Source organism: Agrobacterium vaccinii (assembly GCF_021310995.1).
GTDB lineage: Bacteria > Pseudomonadota > Alphaproteobacteria > Rhizobiales > Rhizobiaceae > Agrobacterium > Agrobacterium vaccinii.
Genome location: NZ_CP054150.1, coordinates 689,103 through 703,122, shown reverse-complemented (window position 1 = coordinate 703,122; position 14,020 = coordinate 689,103). Strand labels below are relative to the sequence as shown.

The 14,020-nt window shown below is 56.8% G+C and carries 14 protein-coding genes; 5 read left to right on the top strand and 9 right to left on the bottom strand.

Annotated elements, in window-relative coordinates; all coding sequences use genetic code 11:
• Positions 1 to 144 precede the first annotated feature (144 nt).
• A complete protein-coding gene (locus tag HRR99_RS03505; RefSeq protein ID WP_233122786.1) occupies positions 145 to 432 on the top strand; it encodes a YlcI/YnfO family protein in 288 nt (95 codons plus the stop codon).
• Positions 429 to 728 (top strand): type II toxin-antitoxin system RelE/ParE family toxin, encoded by a 300-nt coding sequence (locus HRR99_RS03500; protein ID WP_233122785.1) that lies wholly within the window; start codon positions 429 to 431, stop codon positions 726 to 728. Before HRR99_RS03505 ends, HRR99_RS03500 begins: the two co-directional genes overlap by 4 nt.
• Before the next feature lie 3 nt (positions 729 to 731).
• Here HRR99_RS03500 and betA read toward each other — a convergent pair whose 3' ends face one another.
• The 3 genes from betA to betI form a co-directional block, all read right to left on the bottom strand.
• Positions 732 to 2,384 (bottom strand): choline dehydrogenase, encoded by a 1,653-nt coding sequence (gene betA, locus HRR99_RS03495; protein ID WP_233122784.1) that lies wholly within the window; start codon positions 2,382 to 2,384, stop codon positions 732 to 734.
• 278 nt (positions 2,385 to 2,662) lie between these two features.
• Positions 2,663 to 4,126 (bottom strand): betaine-aldehyde dehydrogenase, encoded by a 1,464-nt coding sequence (gene betB, locus HRR99_RS03490; RefSeq protein WP_233123566.1) that lies wholly within the window; start codon positions 4,124 to 4,126, stop codon positions 2,663 to 2,665.
• 17 nt (positions 4,127 to 4,143) lie between these two features.
• A complete protein-coding gene (gene betI, locus HRR99_RS03485; protein ID WP_233122783.1) occupies positions 4,144 to 4,770 on the bottom strand; it encodes a transcriptional regulator BetI in 627 nt (208 codons plus the stop codon).
• Positions 4,771 to 5,232: 462 nt separating this feature from the next.
• Between betI and HRR99_RS03480 the strand changes: the two genes are divergently transcribed.
• The 3 genes from HRR99_RS03480 (at position 5,233) to HRR99_RS03470 (ending at position 8,588) form a co-directional block, all read left to right on the top strand.
• A complete protein-coding gene (locus HRR99_RS03480; RefSeq protein ID WP_233122782.1) occupies positions 5,233 to 5,475 on the top strand; it encodes a ribbon-helix-helix domain-containing protein in 243 nt (80 codons plus the stop codon).
• 167 nt (positions 5,476 to 5,642) lie between these two features.
• Positions 5,643 to 7,448 (top strand): GGDEF domain-containing protein, encoded by a 1,806-nt coding sequence (locus tag HRR99_RS03475; protein ID WP_233122781.1) that lies wholly within the window; start codon positions 5,643 to 5,645, stop codon positions 7,446 to 7,448.
• 135 nt (positions 7,449 to 7,583) lie between these two features.
• On the top strand, positions 7,584 to 8,588 hold the full coding sequence (locus tag HRR99_RS03470; protein ID WP_233122780.1) for an NAD(P)H-quinone oxidoreductase: 1,005 nt from the start codon (positions 7,584 to 7,586) through the stop codon (positions 8,586 to 8,588).
• 40 nt (positions 8,589 to 8,628) lie between these two features.
• Here the strand turns inward: HRR99_RS03470 and HRR99_RS03465 are convergent, their stop codons facing one another.
• The 6 genes from HRR99_RS03465 to HRR99_RS03440 all read right to left on the bottom strand — a co-directional run bounded on the left by HRR99_RS03465 (position 8,629) and on the right by HRR99_RS03440 (position 13,573).
• Positions 8,629 to 9,054 carry a hypothetical protein gene (locus HRR99_RS03465; RefSeq protein ID WP_233122779.1) on the bottom strand — a complete coding sequence of 142 codons (426 nt, stop codon included), beginning with the start codon at positions 9,052 to 9,054 and terminating at the stop codon, positions 8,629 to 8,631.
• Positions 9,051 to 9,305: a hypothetical protein gene (locus HRR99_RS03460; RefSeq protein WP_112498377.1), complete on the bottom strand. Its 255-nt coding sequence runs from the start codon at positions 9,303 to 9,305 to the stop codon at positions 9,051 to 9,053. The genes HRR99_RS03465 and HRR99_RS03460 overlap by 4 nt, the downstream gene beginning before the upstream one ends.
• 333 nt (positions 9,306 to 9,638) lie before the next feature.
• Complete coding sequence (locus HRR99_RS03455) at positions 9,639 to 10,676, bottom strand: sulfate/molybdate ABC transporter ATP-binding protein (protein WP_111840667.1); 1,038 nt, start codon at positions 10,674 to 10,676, stop codon at positions 9,639 to 9,641.
• Between the two features lie 11 nt (positions 10,677 to 10,687).
• Positions 10,688 to 11,563 (bottom strand): sulfate ABC transporter permease subunit CysW, encoded by an 876-nt coding sequence (cysW, locus tag HRR99_RS03450; RefSeq protein ID WP_233122778.1) that lies wholly within the window; start codon positions 11,561 to 11,563, stop codon positions 10,688 to 10,690.
• Positions 11,556 to 12,413 carry a sulfate ABC transporter permease subunit CysT gene (gene cysT / locus HRR99_RS03445; RefSeq protein ID WP_112498374.1) on the bottom strand — a complete coding sequence of 286 codons (858 nt, stop codon included), beginning with the start codon at positions 12,411 to 12,413 and terminating at the stop codon, positions 11,556 to 11,558. The genes cysW and cysT overlap by 8 nt, the downstream gene beginning before the upstream one ends.
• Positions 12,414 to 12,547: 134 nt before the next feature.
• Positions 12,548 to 13,573, bottom strand: a complete 1,026-nt coding sequence (locus HRR99_RS03440) for a sulfate ABC transporter substrate-binding protein (protein WP_277877897.1) — start codon at positions 13,571 to 13,573, stop codon at positions 12,548 to 12,550.
• Positions 13,574 to 14,020 lie beyond the last annotated feature (447 nt).

Below are 14,020 nucleotides of genomic sequence, written 5' to 3'. Positions count from 1 at the left end.
CCAGACATTTTGAGGTAGGAATTTGACAGGTGTCAGGAGGGCCCGTTATCGACCCGTCCCGCATCGATTTCAACCGCATCTTTGACAATTGGCTAGAAAAGGAGCACGATCACGCATCGCAATTGCAATGCGGGGTTATTACTCATGAGCCGAATCTTAAAGACTGCCACGTTGCCTTCCCTACGCGTTGAGCCGGAATTTCGTGACAAGGCGGAAAGCGTTTTAAACGAAGGCGAGACGCTCTCCGCGTTCATGGAAGCGGCGGTTCGCAAGCAGGTCGAAATTCGCAAATCACAGGCGGAGTTTATTGCGCGTGGACTTGCCGCAAGAGAAGAATCGAAGCGGACTGGTATTTATTATTCAGCAGATGAAGTTCTTGCAGAACTGAAATCCATGCTGGACGCAAAGCTCGCGGAAGACAAAAAACAGTGACGTATCAAATATTTCTCGCGGACAAAGCGCGTGATGATATTATGCGCCTCTACAGATATCTTCTCGATTACGATAAGTACGCGGCACAGCGCGCATACGATGCCATTCAAAAGGGCAACAACGCGCTTGGCGATTTCCCGATGAGTTTCCGCAAGGTCGACCCCGTAAATCCTTTCTTACGTGAGTTGATCATTCCATTTGGCTCTTCAGGATATGTCGTCTTGTTTGAGGTCGAGACTTCAGAAAAAATCACCATCCTCGCAATTCGCCACCAACGCGAAGACGATTACCACTGACCTCTACCGATCGCTCACTGCTGCGCGCGGATTGACCCACGGCTCCTGATTGGAGCGCGGCAGCGGCTGCCTCCCCAGAATATGATCTGCCGCCTTCTCGCCCGTCATGATCGAGGGGCCGTTGAGGTTGCCGTAGGTGACATGCGGGAAGATCGAGCTGTCGGCAACGCGTAAGGCCTCCACACCGATCACCCGGCATTCGGGATCGACCACCGCCATCGGGTCATCTCGGTCGCCCATTCGGCAGGTGCCACAGGGGTGGTAGGCGCTTTCCAGATGCTCGCGCAGGAAAGCGTCGATAGCGTCGTCCGACTGCACGCCCTCGCCCGGCTGTATCTCTGGTCCGCGATAATCGTCGAATGCCTTCTGGCTGAAGATGTCCCGCGTGAGGCGAACGCAATGGCGGAATTTCTCCCAGTCTTCGGCGTGGCTCATATAGTTGAAGCGAATGACCGGATCGTCCTTCGGATCGGACGAGCGCAGCGTGACATTGCCGCGTGATTTCGACAGGTTGAAGCCGACATGCACTTGAAAACCATGGCTTTTCGCCGCGGCCTTGCCATCATAGGAAATGGCGACGGGCAGGAAATGGAACTGGATATCCGGCTGCTTTAGCCCCGGTTCGGACCGCAGAAAAGCGCAGGCCTCGAACTGGTTGGAGGCACCCAGACCACCCTTGGTCACCAGCCATTGCGCACCCGCGACGCCCTGCCAGAACCATGGCAGCCATGAATAGAGCGAGACGGGCTTGGTGGAGACCTGCTGGAAATAGAACTCCATATGGTCCTGAAGATTGGCACCGACACCGGGACGATCGACCTTCACCTCGATACCCAGATCCTGCAGATGCTGGGCAGGGCCGATGCCCGAGAGCATCAGCAGCTTGGGCGAATTGAAGGAAGACGCCGCGACGATGACCTCGCGGTTGGCACGCACGGCTTCCACTTTGCCACGGCGTTCGATCTCGACGCCCGTGGCGCGACCGTTTTCGATGACGATCTTGCGCGCAAAACCTTGCACCAGCGTCACGTTTCCGCGTTTCAAGGCGGGCCGCAGATAGGCATTGGCGGCGGACCAGCGGCGACCATTGTGGATTGTCTGCTCCATCAGGCCGAAACCCTCCTGCTTGGAGCCATTATAGTCATCCGTCAATTCGAACCCGGCCTGCGAACCGGCTTTGACGAAGGCATGAAACAGCGGATTTTTGACCGGCCCGCGCTGCACATGCAGCGGTCCATCGGTTCCGCGCCAGCCCTCTTCTCCGCCATGGCTGGTTTCCATGCGCTTGAAGTAAGGCAACACATCCGCATAGGCCCAACCCTGCGCACCCAGCGCCTCCCACCGGTTGAAATCCTCTGCATGGCCGCGAACATAGACAAGACCGTTGATGGAGGATGAGCCCCCCAGCACCTTGCCGCGCGGCGCGGTGATGCGGCGGTTGTTGAGGTTCGGTTCGGGCTCCGAGTGGTAGCCCCAATTGTAACGCTTCATGCTCATCGGCCATGCAAGGGCAGCGGGCATCTGGATGAAGGGGCCGAAATCCGAGCCGCCTGCCTCGATGACGATGACGGAATATTTGCCGTCTTCCGACAGGCGATAGGCCATTGCAGAGCCTGCGGAACCCGAACCGACGATGACGAAATCTGCGTTTTGCATTGTGGTTGCTCTTTGCTGTGGCCACGTCGCCCTTCGAGGCCCGTTTTACGGGCACCTCAGGATGAGGTGGAGAGACGTGTTGTTACTTAATAAAAAACGCGCGCTACTAAGATTGCCTCAGGGACTTAGGACTGCTTCAACAGCCATCGCCCTCTCGGCGGTCCCCGTGGTCGAAAATGCTTACTCTCATCCTCATCCTGAGGTGCCCGTGAAACGGGCCTCGAAGGACCAGGATGAGCCGCTGATCCCAATACTCCCTTAGCAGGGGAGCGTACCGATCAATACGGCGCGTCCACCTTGCCCATCGCCACATAAACCGTCTTCAATTCACTATAATGACTAAGCGCCGCTGCAGAATTCTCCCGCCCGAACCCGGACTGTTTCGACCCACCAAACGGCATCTCCACCGGGCACAAATTATACGTGTTGATCCACAACGTACCGGCCTCTAGCTGGTCCACCACCCGGTGGGCGCGGTTGATGTCGGCGGTGAAGACACCGCCCGCGAGGCCGAATTCGGTGGCGTTGGCACGGGCGATGACTTCGTCTTCGTCATCGAAATCCAGCACGCACATGACGGGCCCGAAGATTTCCTCGCGTGCGATGGTCATACCGTCAGTTACATCGGCAAAGACCGTGGGCTGCACGTAAGCACCCTCGCCCGCAACATGGTTGGGAATGCCGCCGCCGGTGATGAGCGTGGCACCCTCGGCTTTGCCCTTTTCAATATAGGCCAGCACCTTTTCCTGCTGCGCCTTGGACACCAGAGGGCCGATCTGCGTTCTCTCGTCCATCGGGTCGCCAATCACCATCGCATCGGTGCGGGATTTGAGGTTATCGAGAAAGCGCTGCTTTGCGCCACGCTGGACGAAAACGCGGGTACCGTTGGAGCAGACCTGGCCGGACGAGTAGAAATTGCCGAGCATCGCCCCGCCGACAGCACTTTCGATATCGGCATCATCAAACACGATGAGCGGCGACTTGCCGCCGAGTTCCATGGTGACGTGCTTCAAATGTCCGGCGGCGGCAGCGGCCACCTTTCGACCCGTGGGAACCGAACCCGTCAACGAAACCTTGGCGACATCCGGGTGGTTGACCAGCAGTGGGCCTGTGTCCCGGTCGCCCTGAATGACGTTGAAGAGACCTTTGGGAAGCCCGGCTTCGATCAGAATTTCCGCAATCTTAAGTGCGCCAAGCGGTGTGTTTTCCGATGGCTTGAAAACCATGGCATTGCCAGCGACCAGCGCCGGTGCGGCCTTCCAGCAGGCGATCTGCTGAGGGTAGTTCCACGCGCCGATGCCGACGCAGACACCGAGCGGCACGCGCTTGGTATAGGCAAAATCGCCGCCAAGGGGAATGTAATCGCCGTTCAGCGCAGACGGTGCGATGCCGCCGAAGAACTCGAAGCTGTCCGCACCGGAGGTCGGGTCAGCGACGATGGTTTCCTGAATGGGCTTGCCGGTATCCAGCGTTTCCAGTTCAGAAAGCTCGCGGTTACGCTCGCGCATAATATCCGCCGCTCTTCGCAGGATGCGACCTCGCGCGGTCGGACTCATCGCCGCCCACTCCTTCTGTGCCTTCTTGGCGGAAGCGATTGCGCGCTCCACAATGGCGGGTGTGGCGGCATGCAGCCTTGCCACGACTTCGCCGGTCGCGGGATAAATGCTTTCGAATACGGTGCCCGCAGTATCTTCGACATAGTCGCCATCGATGAAATGCGAGGCTTTGGGCTGGGCTTTCAATGTCATCTAAAAGGTCCTCAGAGAATACGAATGGACGGCTTGCCTTCACGAGAAGGGGCGTCAAAAAAGGGTTTGAGTTGGGTGTCGAAGTAATTTTCGACCAGCGCCGGTGCGGCGGAAAGGCCGAGCGGGGCCGCTTGAAGGCTGTGCCTGATATAGAGCCCATCGATCAGTGCTGCGGCCCCTTCCGCAATGCGCGCCGCATCATCTGGCGGGCAGAGGCGGTTGAGGCTGTCCATGATGTTGGAGCGCAGGCGGCGCGTATAGACGATCAGCAGGCGGCGCATCTCTTCCGAGCGTTGTGCCTCGACGTAAAAGGCCAGCCATGCGGCAACCGTATCATTGGTGAACTGATCGCTCTGGAACGAAACGCGGACGACGGCGCTCAGCCTTGCTCGCGGGCCGGACGCCTGCCCAAGGGCTGTAATTGCATCCCGGCGAAGCGCGCGCAGCAGGCTGCGAATGGTTTCGAGAAGAAGCTGTTGCTTGCTGCCAAAATAATGGTGCGCCAAAGCCGCCGACACACCCGCCTCGCGGGCGATATCCGACATGGTCACGTTCAGCGAACCGTTCTGGCCGATGGCTCGCAGGGCAGCATCCATCAGCGCCTTTTTGCGCAGCGGCTCCATTCCAACTTTCGGCATGCCAATCTCCTTCGTGGACAATTTATTATTGATTGACTGATCAATCAATAATAAATGCGACACGCAAATGTGTGAGTTGCGTCATTTCAAACCCTGCAAAAGATTTTGCCCGGGGGCGCGAATATGATAGGGTTCCGCCAACTGGCACAGGAAAGGTCGCAGACATGACCGAGTGCATTCGCTTGAAAAAAGACAGCCGTCGCTTAACGCAGGCAGACGTTTGCATCGCGTCAGACCGCGTAATGTTTTTTATTGCCAGTTGCCCATTTCATGAAACGAAGTTTCGTCTGGAACCTTAACCGAAGGCGGGCGTTCCTTCCGGCGCGCATGGCGCATGTGCTAATATAATAATCACTTAAGTCCGTTCACAAATGGCCTGGAGCGGATGGCTAAATCGGCCAGGGACGGCGCGGCTTCGACATGATCGTTGGAGGACGAACCGCCAACATAGGGAGAGACACGATGCCAATGGTGACTGTATCCATTTCCCCAGAGCAGGCAGCCAAGATGCGTGAAGCCGTTGACAGCGGTGACTATGCTTCGGGAAGCGAGGTAGTGCGTGCCGCATTGCGTTTATGGGTCGAAATAGCGGGTCGTGATGGTGGCTCCCAACGAAGAGGCGCTTCCGGTGCCTCGTCAAACGGCGAACATCTCAATGTCGCGGAACTCTACGCCGCACACTCGCTGAAAAGACGCCAAGCCTAAGCAATTGAGACAATTGCATTAAAACTGTTTTAGCACGTCACATTGGCGTCATAAAACCTTCAAGAAAGCTTCACGAACGGGAAAGCTTTTGTTGAGGAGTTTACGGCACGCTCACCATCAAAAAGTGCCCCTGCGATCAGACCGGGGTGCGATGGTGGAGAAAAAACATGCAGTCGACGGCGATCGACCCTGATGTCATACGGCGATTTGCCAGCGGGCAGATGGCGTCTATGGCCAAACTCGTTTTAGAAACTGCATTCCAACCCATTGTCGAAGCCACCACCGGAACCGTTTTTGGTTACGAGTCGCTGATGCGCGGTTTCGACCGCATAGGCTTTTCAAACCCTCTCGAATTGCTCGATCATGTTGAAGCGGATGGCCAACTGGTTGCCGTGGAGCAGATGCTGGCAGGCCGCGCGCTGGCGAAATTCTCCACTTTGCCGGAATTTTCCTCTGCCACGCTGTTTCTCAATCTCGATGTCCGGCTCATTCCGCATGGCGATACCATTCTGGACAAGCTGCTGGAGCATCTGGCGAAGGCCTCCATACCGCCCTCCTCCATCTGTTTCGAACTGTCAGAACGGTTCGACAATACCACCGTGCCGGAATTCAGCGCGCTGATTGCCCGCATGCGCAAGGAAGGCTTCAAACTGGCCATCGATGACTTCGGCGTCGGTCACGGCGAGATGAAGCTGCTGTGCGACTATCCCGTCGATTACCTCAAGATCGACCGCTATTTCATCGATGGCGTGGACCGCAATCCGCGCAAGCGGCATCTGGTCAAGAACATCGTCAATATCGCGCATGTTCTGGGCGTTCGGGTCATTGCCGAGGGTATCGAGACCGAAGCGGAATTTCTGGCCTGCCGGGAGCATGGCGTGGATCTGGTACAGGGCTGGTTCATCTCGCGCCCCACCACCTTCGTCAGCGAATTGCAACCCTCATTCCCGCATCTCCAGCATTTGGGAGAAGTCCGTCGCAGCAGCCAGACGCTGGACGAAATTCTCATCCGCCGCCAGATCGAGCGGTTGCCGACCGTGTTTGAAAACGACACGATCGACAGCGTTTTCGAACTGTTCCGCCGCAATCCCGCGCAGGCCTTCTTTCCCGTTCTCAACGCCAATGGCGAGCCGCGCGGCGTGATCAACGAGCATCATCTGAAGGAATATATCTACCAGCCCTTCGGTCGCGACCTGCTGAAGAACAAGGTCTACGAGCGGACGATTTCGCATTTCGTGGATGGCGCGCCCATCGTCGGGCTGGATGCGGATGCCGATCAGCTGATGAATGTCTTTGCCAACACCGGCGGCAGCGCCTGTGTGATTTTGACCGAAAACATGCGCTATATCGGTGTCGTCTCGGCAGCATCGCTGATCAAGGTCATCAATGAAAAGCAGCTGAAACTGGCGCAGGAACAGAACCCGCTGACAGCACTGCCCGGCAACCGCGCCATCAGCAACTTCATCGACCATAGTTGCAGCGACAGCGATGACGACCGCTTTTTCTGCTATTGCGACTTCGATAACTTCAAGCCCTTCAACGACAAATACGGCTTCCACGTCGGCGACCACTCGATCACACTATTTTCGGCCTTGATGAAGCGCTACTTCTTCTCCGGCGACTGCTTCCTCGGCCATATCGGCGGTGACGACTTTTTCATCGGCGTGCGTGACTGGGCGAAAGAGGAGGTAACAGAAATACTCGAGCGGTTGCTCAGCGATTTCCACGAAGACGTGATCGATCTCTATTCCGACGAAGACCGCGCGGCTGGCGTCATTACCGGCCACGACCGTTTTGGCAATGAGCGGGAATTTGCCCTTCTGCGCTGTTCCATTGGCGTGGTGCAACTGCCCAAGGGCTTGATCATCGGCAATCCGGAGCGCATCAGCAGCGAGATCGCCGCCATCAAGAAGGCGGCCAAGGAGAGCGACTCCGGTCTGGTGATACGCACTTTCGGCGTGACGACCCCATAATTTGCGGGCAGGTCCAAAACAGTGCACAGCCGCTGACAAATCCGCGTTTTTGTCTCTCGCGGCATTACACCTCCTTTTATTGGCCTTTCCGCTGACCTAAGTTCAGGTCATTGAAAAATTCGAGGAGGCCGCCCCATGACTTTGCCCATAACCATGCGATTTGTTGATCTACCAAGCTTCGGCGCGCCCGATGTGATGACCTTCGCGACGGGTCCGCTTCCCTCCCCCAAGGCAGGTGAAATTCTGGTGAAGGTCGCAGCAGCGGGCATCAACCGCCCGGATGTGGCGCAACGGCAGGGCCACTATCCGGCACCTAAGGATGCAAGCCCGGTGCTGGGCCTGGAAATTTCAGGTGAAGTGGTGGCGCTGGGCGAAGGTGTCACCGAATTCAAGATCGGCGACAATGTCTGCGGATTGGCCAACGGCGGCGGTTATGCCGAATATTGCGTCTTGCCTGCGGGGCAGACCCTGCCATTTCCCAAGGGTTACGACGCGGCAAAAGCAGCGGCTGTGCCCGAAACCTTCTTCACCGTCTGGGCCAATCTGTTCCAGATGGCAGGCCTGACCGAAGGTGAGAGCGTGCTGATCCACGGCGGCACTAGCGGCATCGGCACGACGGCGATCCAGCTCGCCAAGGCGTTCGGCGCGGAGGTCTACGCCACCGCCGGTTCGAAGGAAAAATGCGACGCTTGCGAAAAGCTCGGTGCGAAGCGCGCGATCAATTACCGCGAAGAGGATTTCGCGGAGGTCATCAAGGCAGAAACGGGCGGCAAGGGTGTCGATGTCATTCTGGACATGATCGGCGCATCCTATTTCGAGAAGAACCTGTCCTCTCTCGCCAAGGACGGCTGTCTGTCGATCATCGCCTTTCTGGGCGGCAACATCGCTGAAAAGGTCGATCTGCGCCCCATCATGGTCAAACGCCTGACCGTCACCGGCTCCACCATGCGCCCCCGCACCGCAGACGAGAAGCGTGCTATTCGCGATGAACTGGTGGCGGAGGTGTGGCCGCTCTTAGAGGCTGGCACAATTGCGCCAGTTATTCACGATGTGATCGATTTTGATCATGTTGCGGATGGGCATAGGTTGATGGAAAGCAGCAGCCACATCGGGAAGATTGTGATGCGGGTTGCTGGATAGCTCTATTTAAGCGGCGTGTGAGGTATCGTATTGCGTTGTCTTATCGTTTCGTCTGCACCACACGCCGTTGTGTCATTAAATCTACCAGCCGGTCTCGCACCTGTTCAAAAAAGTCTTTTGGCATGATGCCATAGTCAAAACGTGACGGGCTATCTGGACGGAGACAAAGATGATTTCCAGGCCAATCGAATGTGTTGAGTTCGTTGACCCGTACCCAGTTTATATCCTCGTCTAAACCGATGGCTTTGCAGATATCGGGAGGAATCATTATCGACATATCCTCCTCACCCAGTTCCGGTGGAGAATGTGTGATGGGTACGACGGCAGCTTGTCCTTTTTTCGATGAGTAAAGGACAAGCGCACAGGGCCTGTTTTTACCGCTGTCGGTCAGACCCCCGATATAGTCTGAATGCCATAGATAATTATAACGAACGACGAGACCTTGAACCGGAACAGGATAGATCACTCTGATATTTCGCCCCAGCGAGCATTTCTGATCGCCTCGATCAATTCATCGTCGGCATCCTCTATTCGGATCACCTGTCGCTCACGCTTTTTAAGCTCGTTGAAATGCTCGAGTTCTTTCGCACTAATGTAAGCGCCCACAACGCGGTCATGCGAAGTGACCTCGATAACACCAATATTGTGGACCTCATCCCTATATTTTCCGAAGCTACGGGAGAAAGCAGTTGCAGGTACCTGAAGAGCACGGACCATGAATAGGCCTCCCCGAATGGACAACACACGTTTACGCAAAATACGTAATTTACGCTTCGTTGTAAATACGCGTGATACCAGATCAGACCCTTGCAATCCTGCAGAATCGTATTACCTTCTTCTTATGTTCAACGTAGCGAAAGGAAGGTGATCCAATGTCTAGTGAGATTTCGGTCTTGGTGCGTGACAGTGGAAAGGATTTGATTTTGACGAGGCAGCCCTCGGCTTGATCCGCCTTCTAACGGGACGTTGATAAACGTTTCCAGGTCTGTAACAACGACCAAACTCATGGAAGGGCCGCCCCAAGCGGCCCTTTTCCTTTGTCAGCCTCTGTTACTTGCGGAAGACTTTCCAGCGGGTTGGGCGGAAGCGGAGTTCGTTGCCGACGGCGACCGAGGCGTCGAGCGGGACTTCGATTTCCAGATGGTAGGGTTCATGGCCGTTGTTGGCGATGTCGATTTCGGCGATGCGGGTGCCCGCAAGACGGCGGCAGGTGGTGACTTTGCCGTAGAGCGCGTCCTGCTCACCAGTTAGCACCACATCCTCAGGGCGGAAGAACAGATCGCCCTCGCCGTCATTGGCCTCTCTGATGCCAATGCTTTCACCTTGAAACAGCACGTGACCATCGCGGATTGCCACTGGCAAGTTGGAGGATTCGCCGATGAAGGAGAAGACGAAGGGTGAGTTCGGCGTATCATAGACATCGTCTGCAGTACCGACCTGCTCGATCTTGCCCTGGCTCATGACGACGACGCGGTCGGCCAGTTCCAGCGCTTCCTCCTGATCATGCGTCACGAAGACCGTGGTGTGGCCGGTGCGGTCGTGGAACTCGCGCAGCCAGCGGCGCAGCTCCTTGCGAACCTTGGCATCCAGTGCGCCGAAGGGCTCATCGAGAAGCAGCACGCGGGGTTCGATGGCGACGGCACGGGCGAGCGCCACGCGCTGACGCTGACCACCGGAGAGCTGATTGGGATAGCGTTTTTCCAGCCCTTGAAGGTGGACCATATCCAGAAGTTCCGACACGCGCTTGCGGATGTCTGATTTCGCGGGGCGGCTGGAGGACGGGCGGACTTTGAGTCCAAAGCCGATATTATCGGCGACCGTCATGTGGCGGAACAGGGCGTAATGCTGAAACACGAAGCCGACGTTGCGCTCCTGCACGGAGCGGTGCGAGGCGTCTTCGTCACCAAAGAAAATCTGGCCCTTGGTTGGCTGCTCCAAACCGGCGATGAGGCGCAGCAGCGTCGTTTTACCAGACCCGGAGGGCCCGAGCAGCGCGATCAGCTCACCGGAGCGGATGTCGAGCGACACGTCGTTCAGCGCCGGGAAGCGATCGAACTGCTTGGTGATGCCGGAAACTTTCACTTCCATGGATATGCCCTTCAATGCTTGCCGGCGGCGTTGCCCGCGCCAAAGCGTATTTCAAGAATGGTTTTAAGAACGAGGGTGACGAGCGCCAGACCCGCAAGCAATGTCGCCACGGCAAAGGCCGCGCCGATATTGTACTCGTTGTAAAGGATTTCGACGTGCAGCGGCATGGTGTTGGTTTCGCCACGGATATGGCCCGAGACCACAGAGACGGCACCGAACTCACCCATGGCGCGGGCGTTGCACAGCAGTACGCCGTAGAGCAGACCCCATTTGATATTGGGCAGCGTGACGAACCAGAAGGTCTGCCAGCCGGAAGCACCAAGCGAAATCGCCGCTTCCTCATCACCCGTGCCCTGATCCTGCATGAGTGGGATCAACTCACGCGCGACGAAGGGGAACGTCACGAAGATGGTGGCCAGCACGATGCCCGGTACGGCAAACAGGATTTCGATGCCATAGCTTTTCAGGAACGGCCCCAGCACGCTGTGCGATGAAAACAGGATGACATAGACGAGGCCGGAAATGACTGGCGAGATGGAGAATGGCAGATCGATCAGGGTGATCAGGAACGCTTTGCCTTTGAATTCGAATTTGGCGATGGACCATGCAGCCGCGATGCCGAAGACGAGGTTGAGCGGCACGGAGATGGCGGCCACGAGCAGCGTCAGGCGAATGGCCGACAGGGCGTCCTGCTCGACAATCGCTTCCCAGAAAGAGCCGATGCCCTTGCGGAATGCCTCCACGAAGACCGCGACCAGCGGCAGCACGAGAAACAGCGCGAGAAACAGAAAAGCGAGACCGATCAGCACGATGCGGGCGGGCAAGGCCTCGCTGGCCGGATCGCGGAACGGCTTGGTGGATGGAAGGCTGCGCGCATTATCAGGCATAACCGTACCTCTTGCGGCTCCAGGCCTGAATGAGATTGATGACGAAGAGCATGGCAAAGGAGATGATCAGCATGATGGTGGCAATGCCGGTCGCTGCCGCATAGTTGAACTCCTCCAGCCGGATGACGATGAGAAGCGGTGCGATCTCAGAGACATAGGGAATGTTGCCGGCAATGAAGATGACCGAACCATATTCACCAACCCCACGCGCAAATGCCAGGGAAAAGCCCGTGAGGATCGCAGGCAGCAGGCTTGGCAGCAGAATGCGGGTTATCGTCTGGAAACGGTTGGCACCGAGCGTTGCGGCAACCTCTTCCACCTGACGGTCGATTTCTTCCATGACCGGCTGCACCGTGCGCACCACGAAGGGCAGCCCGATGAAGATGAGCGCAATGACGATGCCCGTGGGCGTGAATGCGATCTTGATGCCGAAGGGCTCGAACAGGGCGCCCACCCAGCCACGATTGGAATAGAGCGCGGTCAGCGCAATACCTGCAACAGCGGTGGGCAGCGCAAACGGCAAATCGACGATAGCATCCACGAAGCGACGACCGGGAAAGCGATAACGCACCAGAACCCAGGCGATCAGCACGCCGAAGATGGCGTTGACGAACGCGGCTAGAAACGCGGTGGTGAAGCTTATGCGTAGCGCATTCAGCGTACGGCTATCGGTGGCAATCGCGAAAAAATCTGCGAAACCGAGTTTTGCGGTGGACCAGACCAGACCGGCCAACGGAATAAGAATGATCAGAAAAAGATAGGTGATGGTGTAACCCAGCGTCAGGCCAAATCCAGGCAAGACGCTCGACTGACGCCACTTCCACTTAGCGGGCGATGGGGTATTGCTCATCAAGGCTCCGGGTAAATTGAAAGGCGGCAGCGACCGTCTTTCTATGCGCCATCGACCGGCTTGCGGCCGGTCGATCTTGTCTCCGATCCGAACAGGAAGCCTAGACGACCTGTTCGGTGTGCTCCATCATCCGCTTACTTGGCGGGCTTGTAAATCTGGTCGAAGATGCCGCCATCGCCAAAATGTTCAGGCTGCGCCTTGGCCCACCCGCCGAACTGCGGATCATCGATGGTGACGAGCTTGATGTCAGGCAGCTGCTTGAGGAGATCCTTGGAAACGACGGAAGGGTTGGACGGGCGGTAGAAGTGCTTGGCAGCAATGTTCTGGCCTTCGTCCGAATAGAGGTACTGAAGATAGGCCTCGGCCTGCTTGCGCGTTCCCTTGGCATCCACATTGGCGTCAACCACAGCGACTGGCGGTTCTGCCAGAATGGAGATCGGCGGAACGACGATGTCGAAGGCGTCCTTGCCGAACTCTTCACCGGCCAGATAGGCCTCGTTTTCCCAGGCCAGCAGCACGTCACCGATCTGGCGCTGTGCAAACGTCACGGTCGAACCGCGAGCGCCGGTATCCAGCACTGGAGCGCGTTTGTAGAGTTCGCCGACATAGGCCTTGATCTTGTCCTGATCGCCTTTGTACTCCTCGTTTGCCCATGCCCAAGCAGCTAGGTAATTCCAGCGCGCACCGCCCGATGTCTTGGGGTTTGGCGTCACGATCTGGATATCGCCCTTCACGAGATCACCCCAGTTATGGATACCCTTCGGGTTGCCCTTGCGGACCAGAAACACGATTGTGGATGTGTAAGGAGAGGAGTTATGAGGAAGGCGTGTGCGCCAGTCTTCCTTGATCTTGCCGCTGTTCTTGACGATGGCGTCGATATCGCTTTGAAGCGCCAGTGTCACGACGTCTGCCTCCAGACCATCGATAACCGAACGAGCCTGCTTGCCCGAACCGCCGTGGGATTGCTGGATGGTGACATCCTCGCCCGTATCGGCTTTCCATTTTTTCGCGAAGGCTTCGTTGAAGTCCTTATAGAGTTCGCGCGTCGGGTCGTAGGACACATTGAGAAGTTTCGTCTGCGCCGAGGCCGTTGCGACTGCACCCAGAGTAAATGACAGGCCCAGCGCAATTGCGCTCAGGCTGGAAATAAGTTTGGACATAGATACCCTCCTAGATGCTCTGGGCCTAAGACTACTTGTTCAGCCCCGCTGGTCAATCAGGTGCAATTCAATCGCAAAAGTGTTTCCCTTGGCCTTGCATGCACGACAACAAACACGCCGCCCTTCCCGCAAAACACGCAATAAGACATGGGCCAAACCCATGACCTACGCAAAACCAGTTCGTATTTTCACCACAATTGACGCCGTGAAAACCAAAATTTTATCGCGACCGGAATGTTTTTCTGCGGTTAGGAGCCTCTTCCCGGCACGGGCACTCTGCTCAAACGCGCCACTGGTCATAACCGTCAGCAGTATAGTCTACAAAAATTACAGAAAATATCGCGAATAGGCCTTGCATTTTGCTGGCAAAACGATTTTATGCAGCGGCATAATTGCGGATTACTGTGCCTTTGGGAGGCTTTTGCGCATATTCAGCGTGAGCGAGAG

Bases quoted from the DNA above. Each gene is read 5' to 3' on its own strand.
- cysW (WP_233122778.1), bottom strand. From the start codon at position 11,563: ATGCCTGATAATGCGCGCAGCCTTCCATCCACCAAGCCGTTCCGCGAT.
- HRR99_RS03460 (WP_112498377.1), bottom strand. From the start codon at position 9,305: ATGGTCCGTGCTCTTCAGGTACCTGCAACTGCTTTCTCCCGTAGCTTC.
- cysT (WP_112498374.1), bottom strand. From the start codon at position 12,413: ATGAGCAATACCCCATCGCCCGCTAAGTGGAAGTGGCGTCAGTCGAGC.
- HRR99_RS03470 (WP_233122780.1), top strand. From the start codon at position 7,584: ATGACTTTGCCCATAACCATGCGATTTGTTGATCTACCAAGCTTCGGC.
- HRR99_RS03505 (WP_233122786.1), top strand. From the start codon at position 145: ATGAGCCGAATCTTAAAGACTGCCACGTTGCCTTCCCTACGCGTTGAG.
- betI (WP_233122783.1), bottom strand. From the start codon at position 4,770: ATGCCGAAAGTTGGAATGGAGCCGCTGCGCAAAAAGGCGCTGATGGAT.
- HRR99_RS03480 (WP_233122782.1), top strand. From the start codon at position 5,233: ATGCCAATGGTGACTGTATCCATTTCCCCAGAGCAGGCAGCCAAGATG.
- betA (WP_233122784.1), bottom strand. From the start codon at position 2,384: ATGCAAAACGCAGATTTCGTCATCGTCGGTTCGGGTTCCGCAGGCTCT.
- HRR99_RS03475 (WP_233122781.1), top strand. From the start codon at position 5,643: ATGCAGTCGACGGCGATCGACCCTGATGTCATACGGCGATTTGCCAGC.
- HRR99_RS03440 (WP_277877897.1), bottom strand. From the start codon at position 13,573: ATGTCCAAACTTATTTCCAGCCTGAGCGCAATTGCGCTGGGCCTGTCA.
- HRR99_RS03455 (WP_111840667.1), bottom strand. From the start codon at position 10,676: ATGGAAGTGAAAGTTTCCGGCATCACCAAGCAGTTCGATCGCTTCCCG.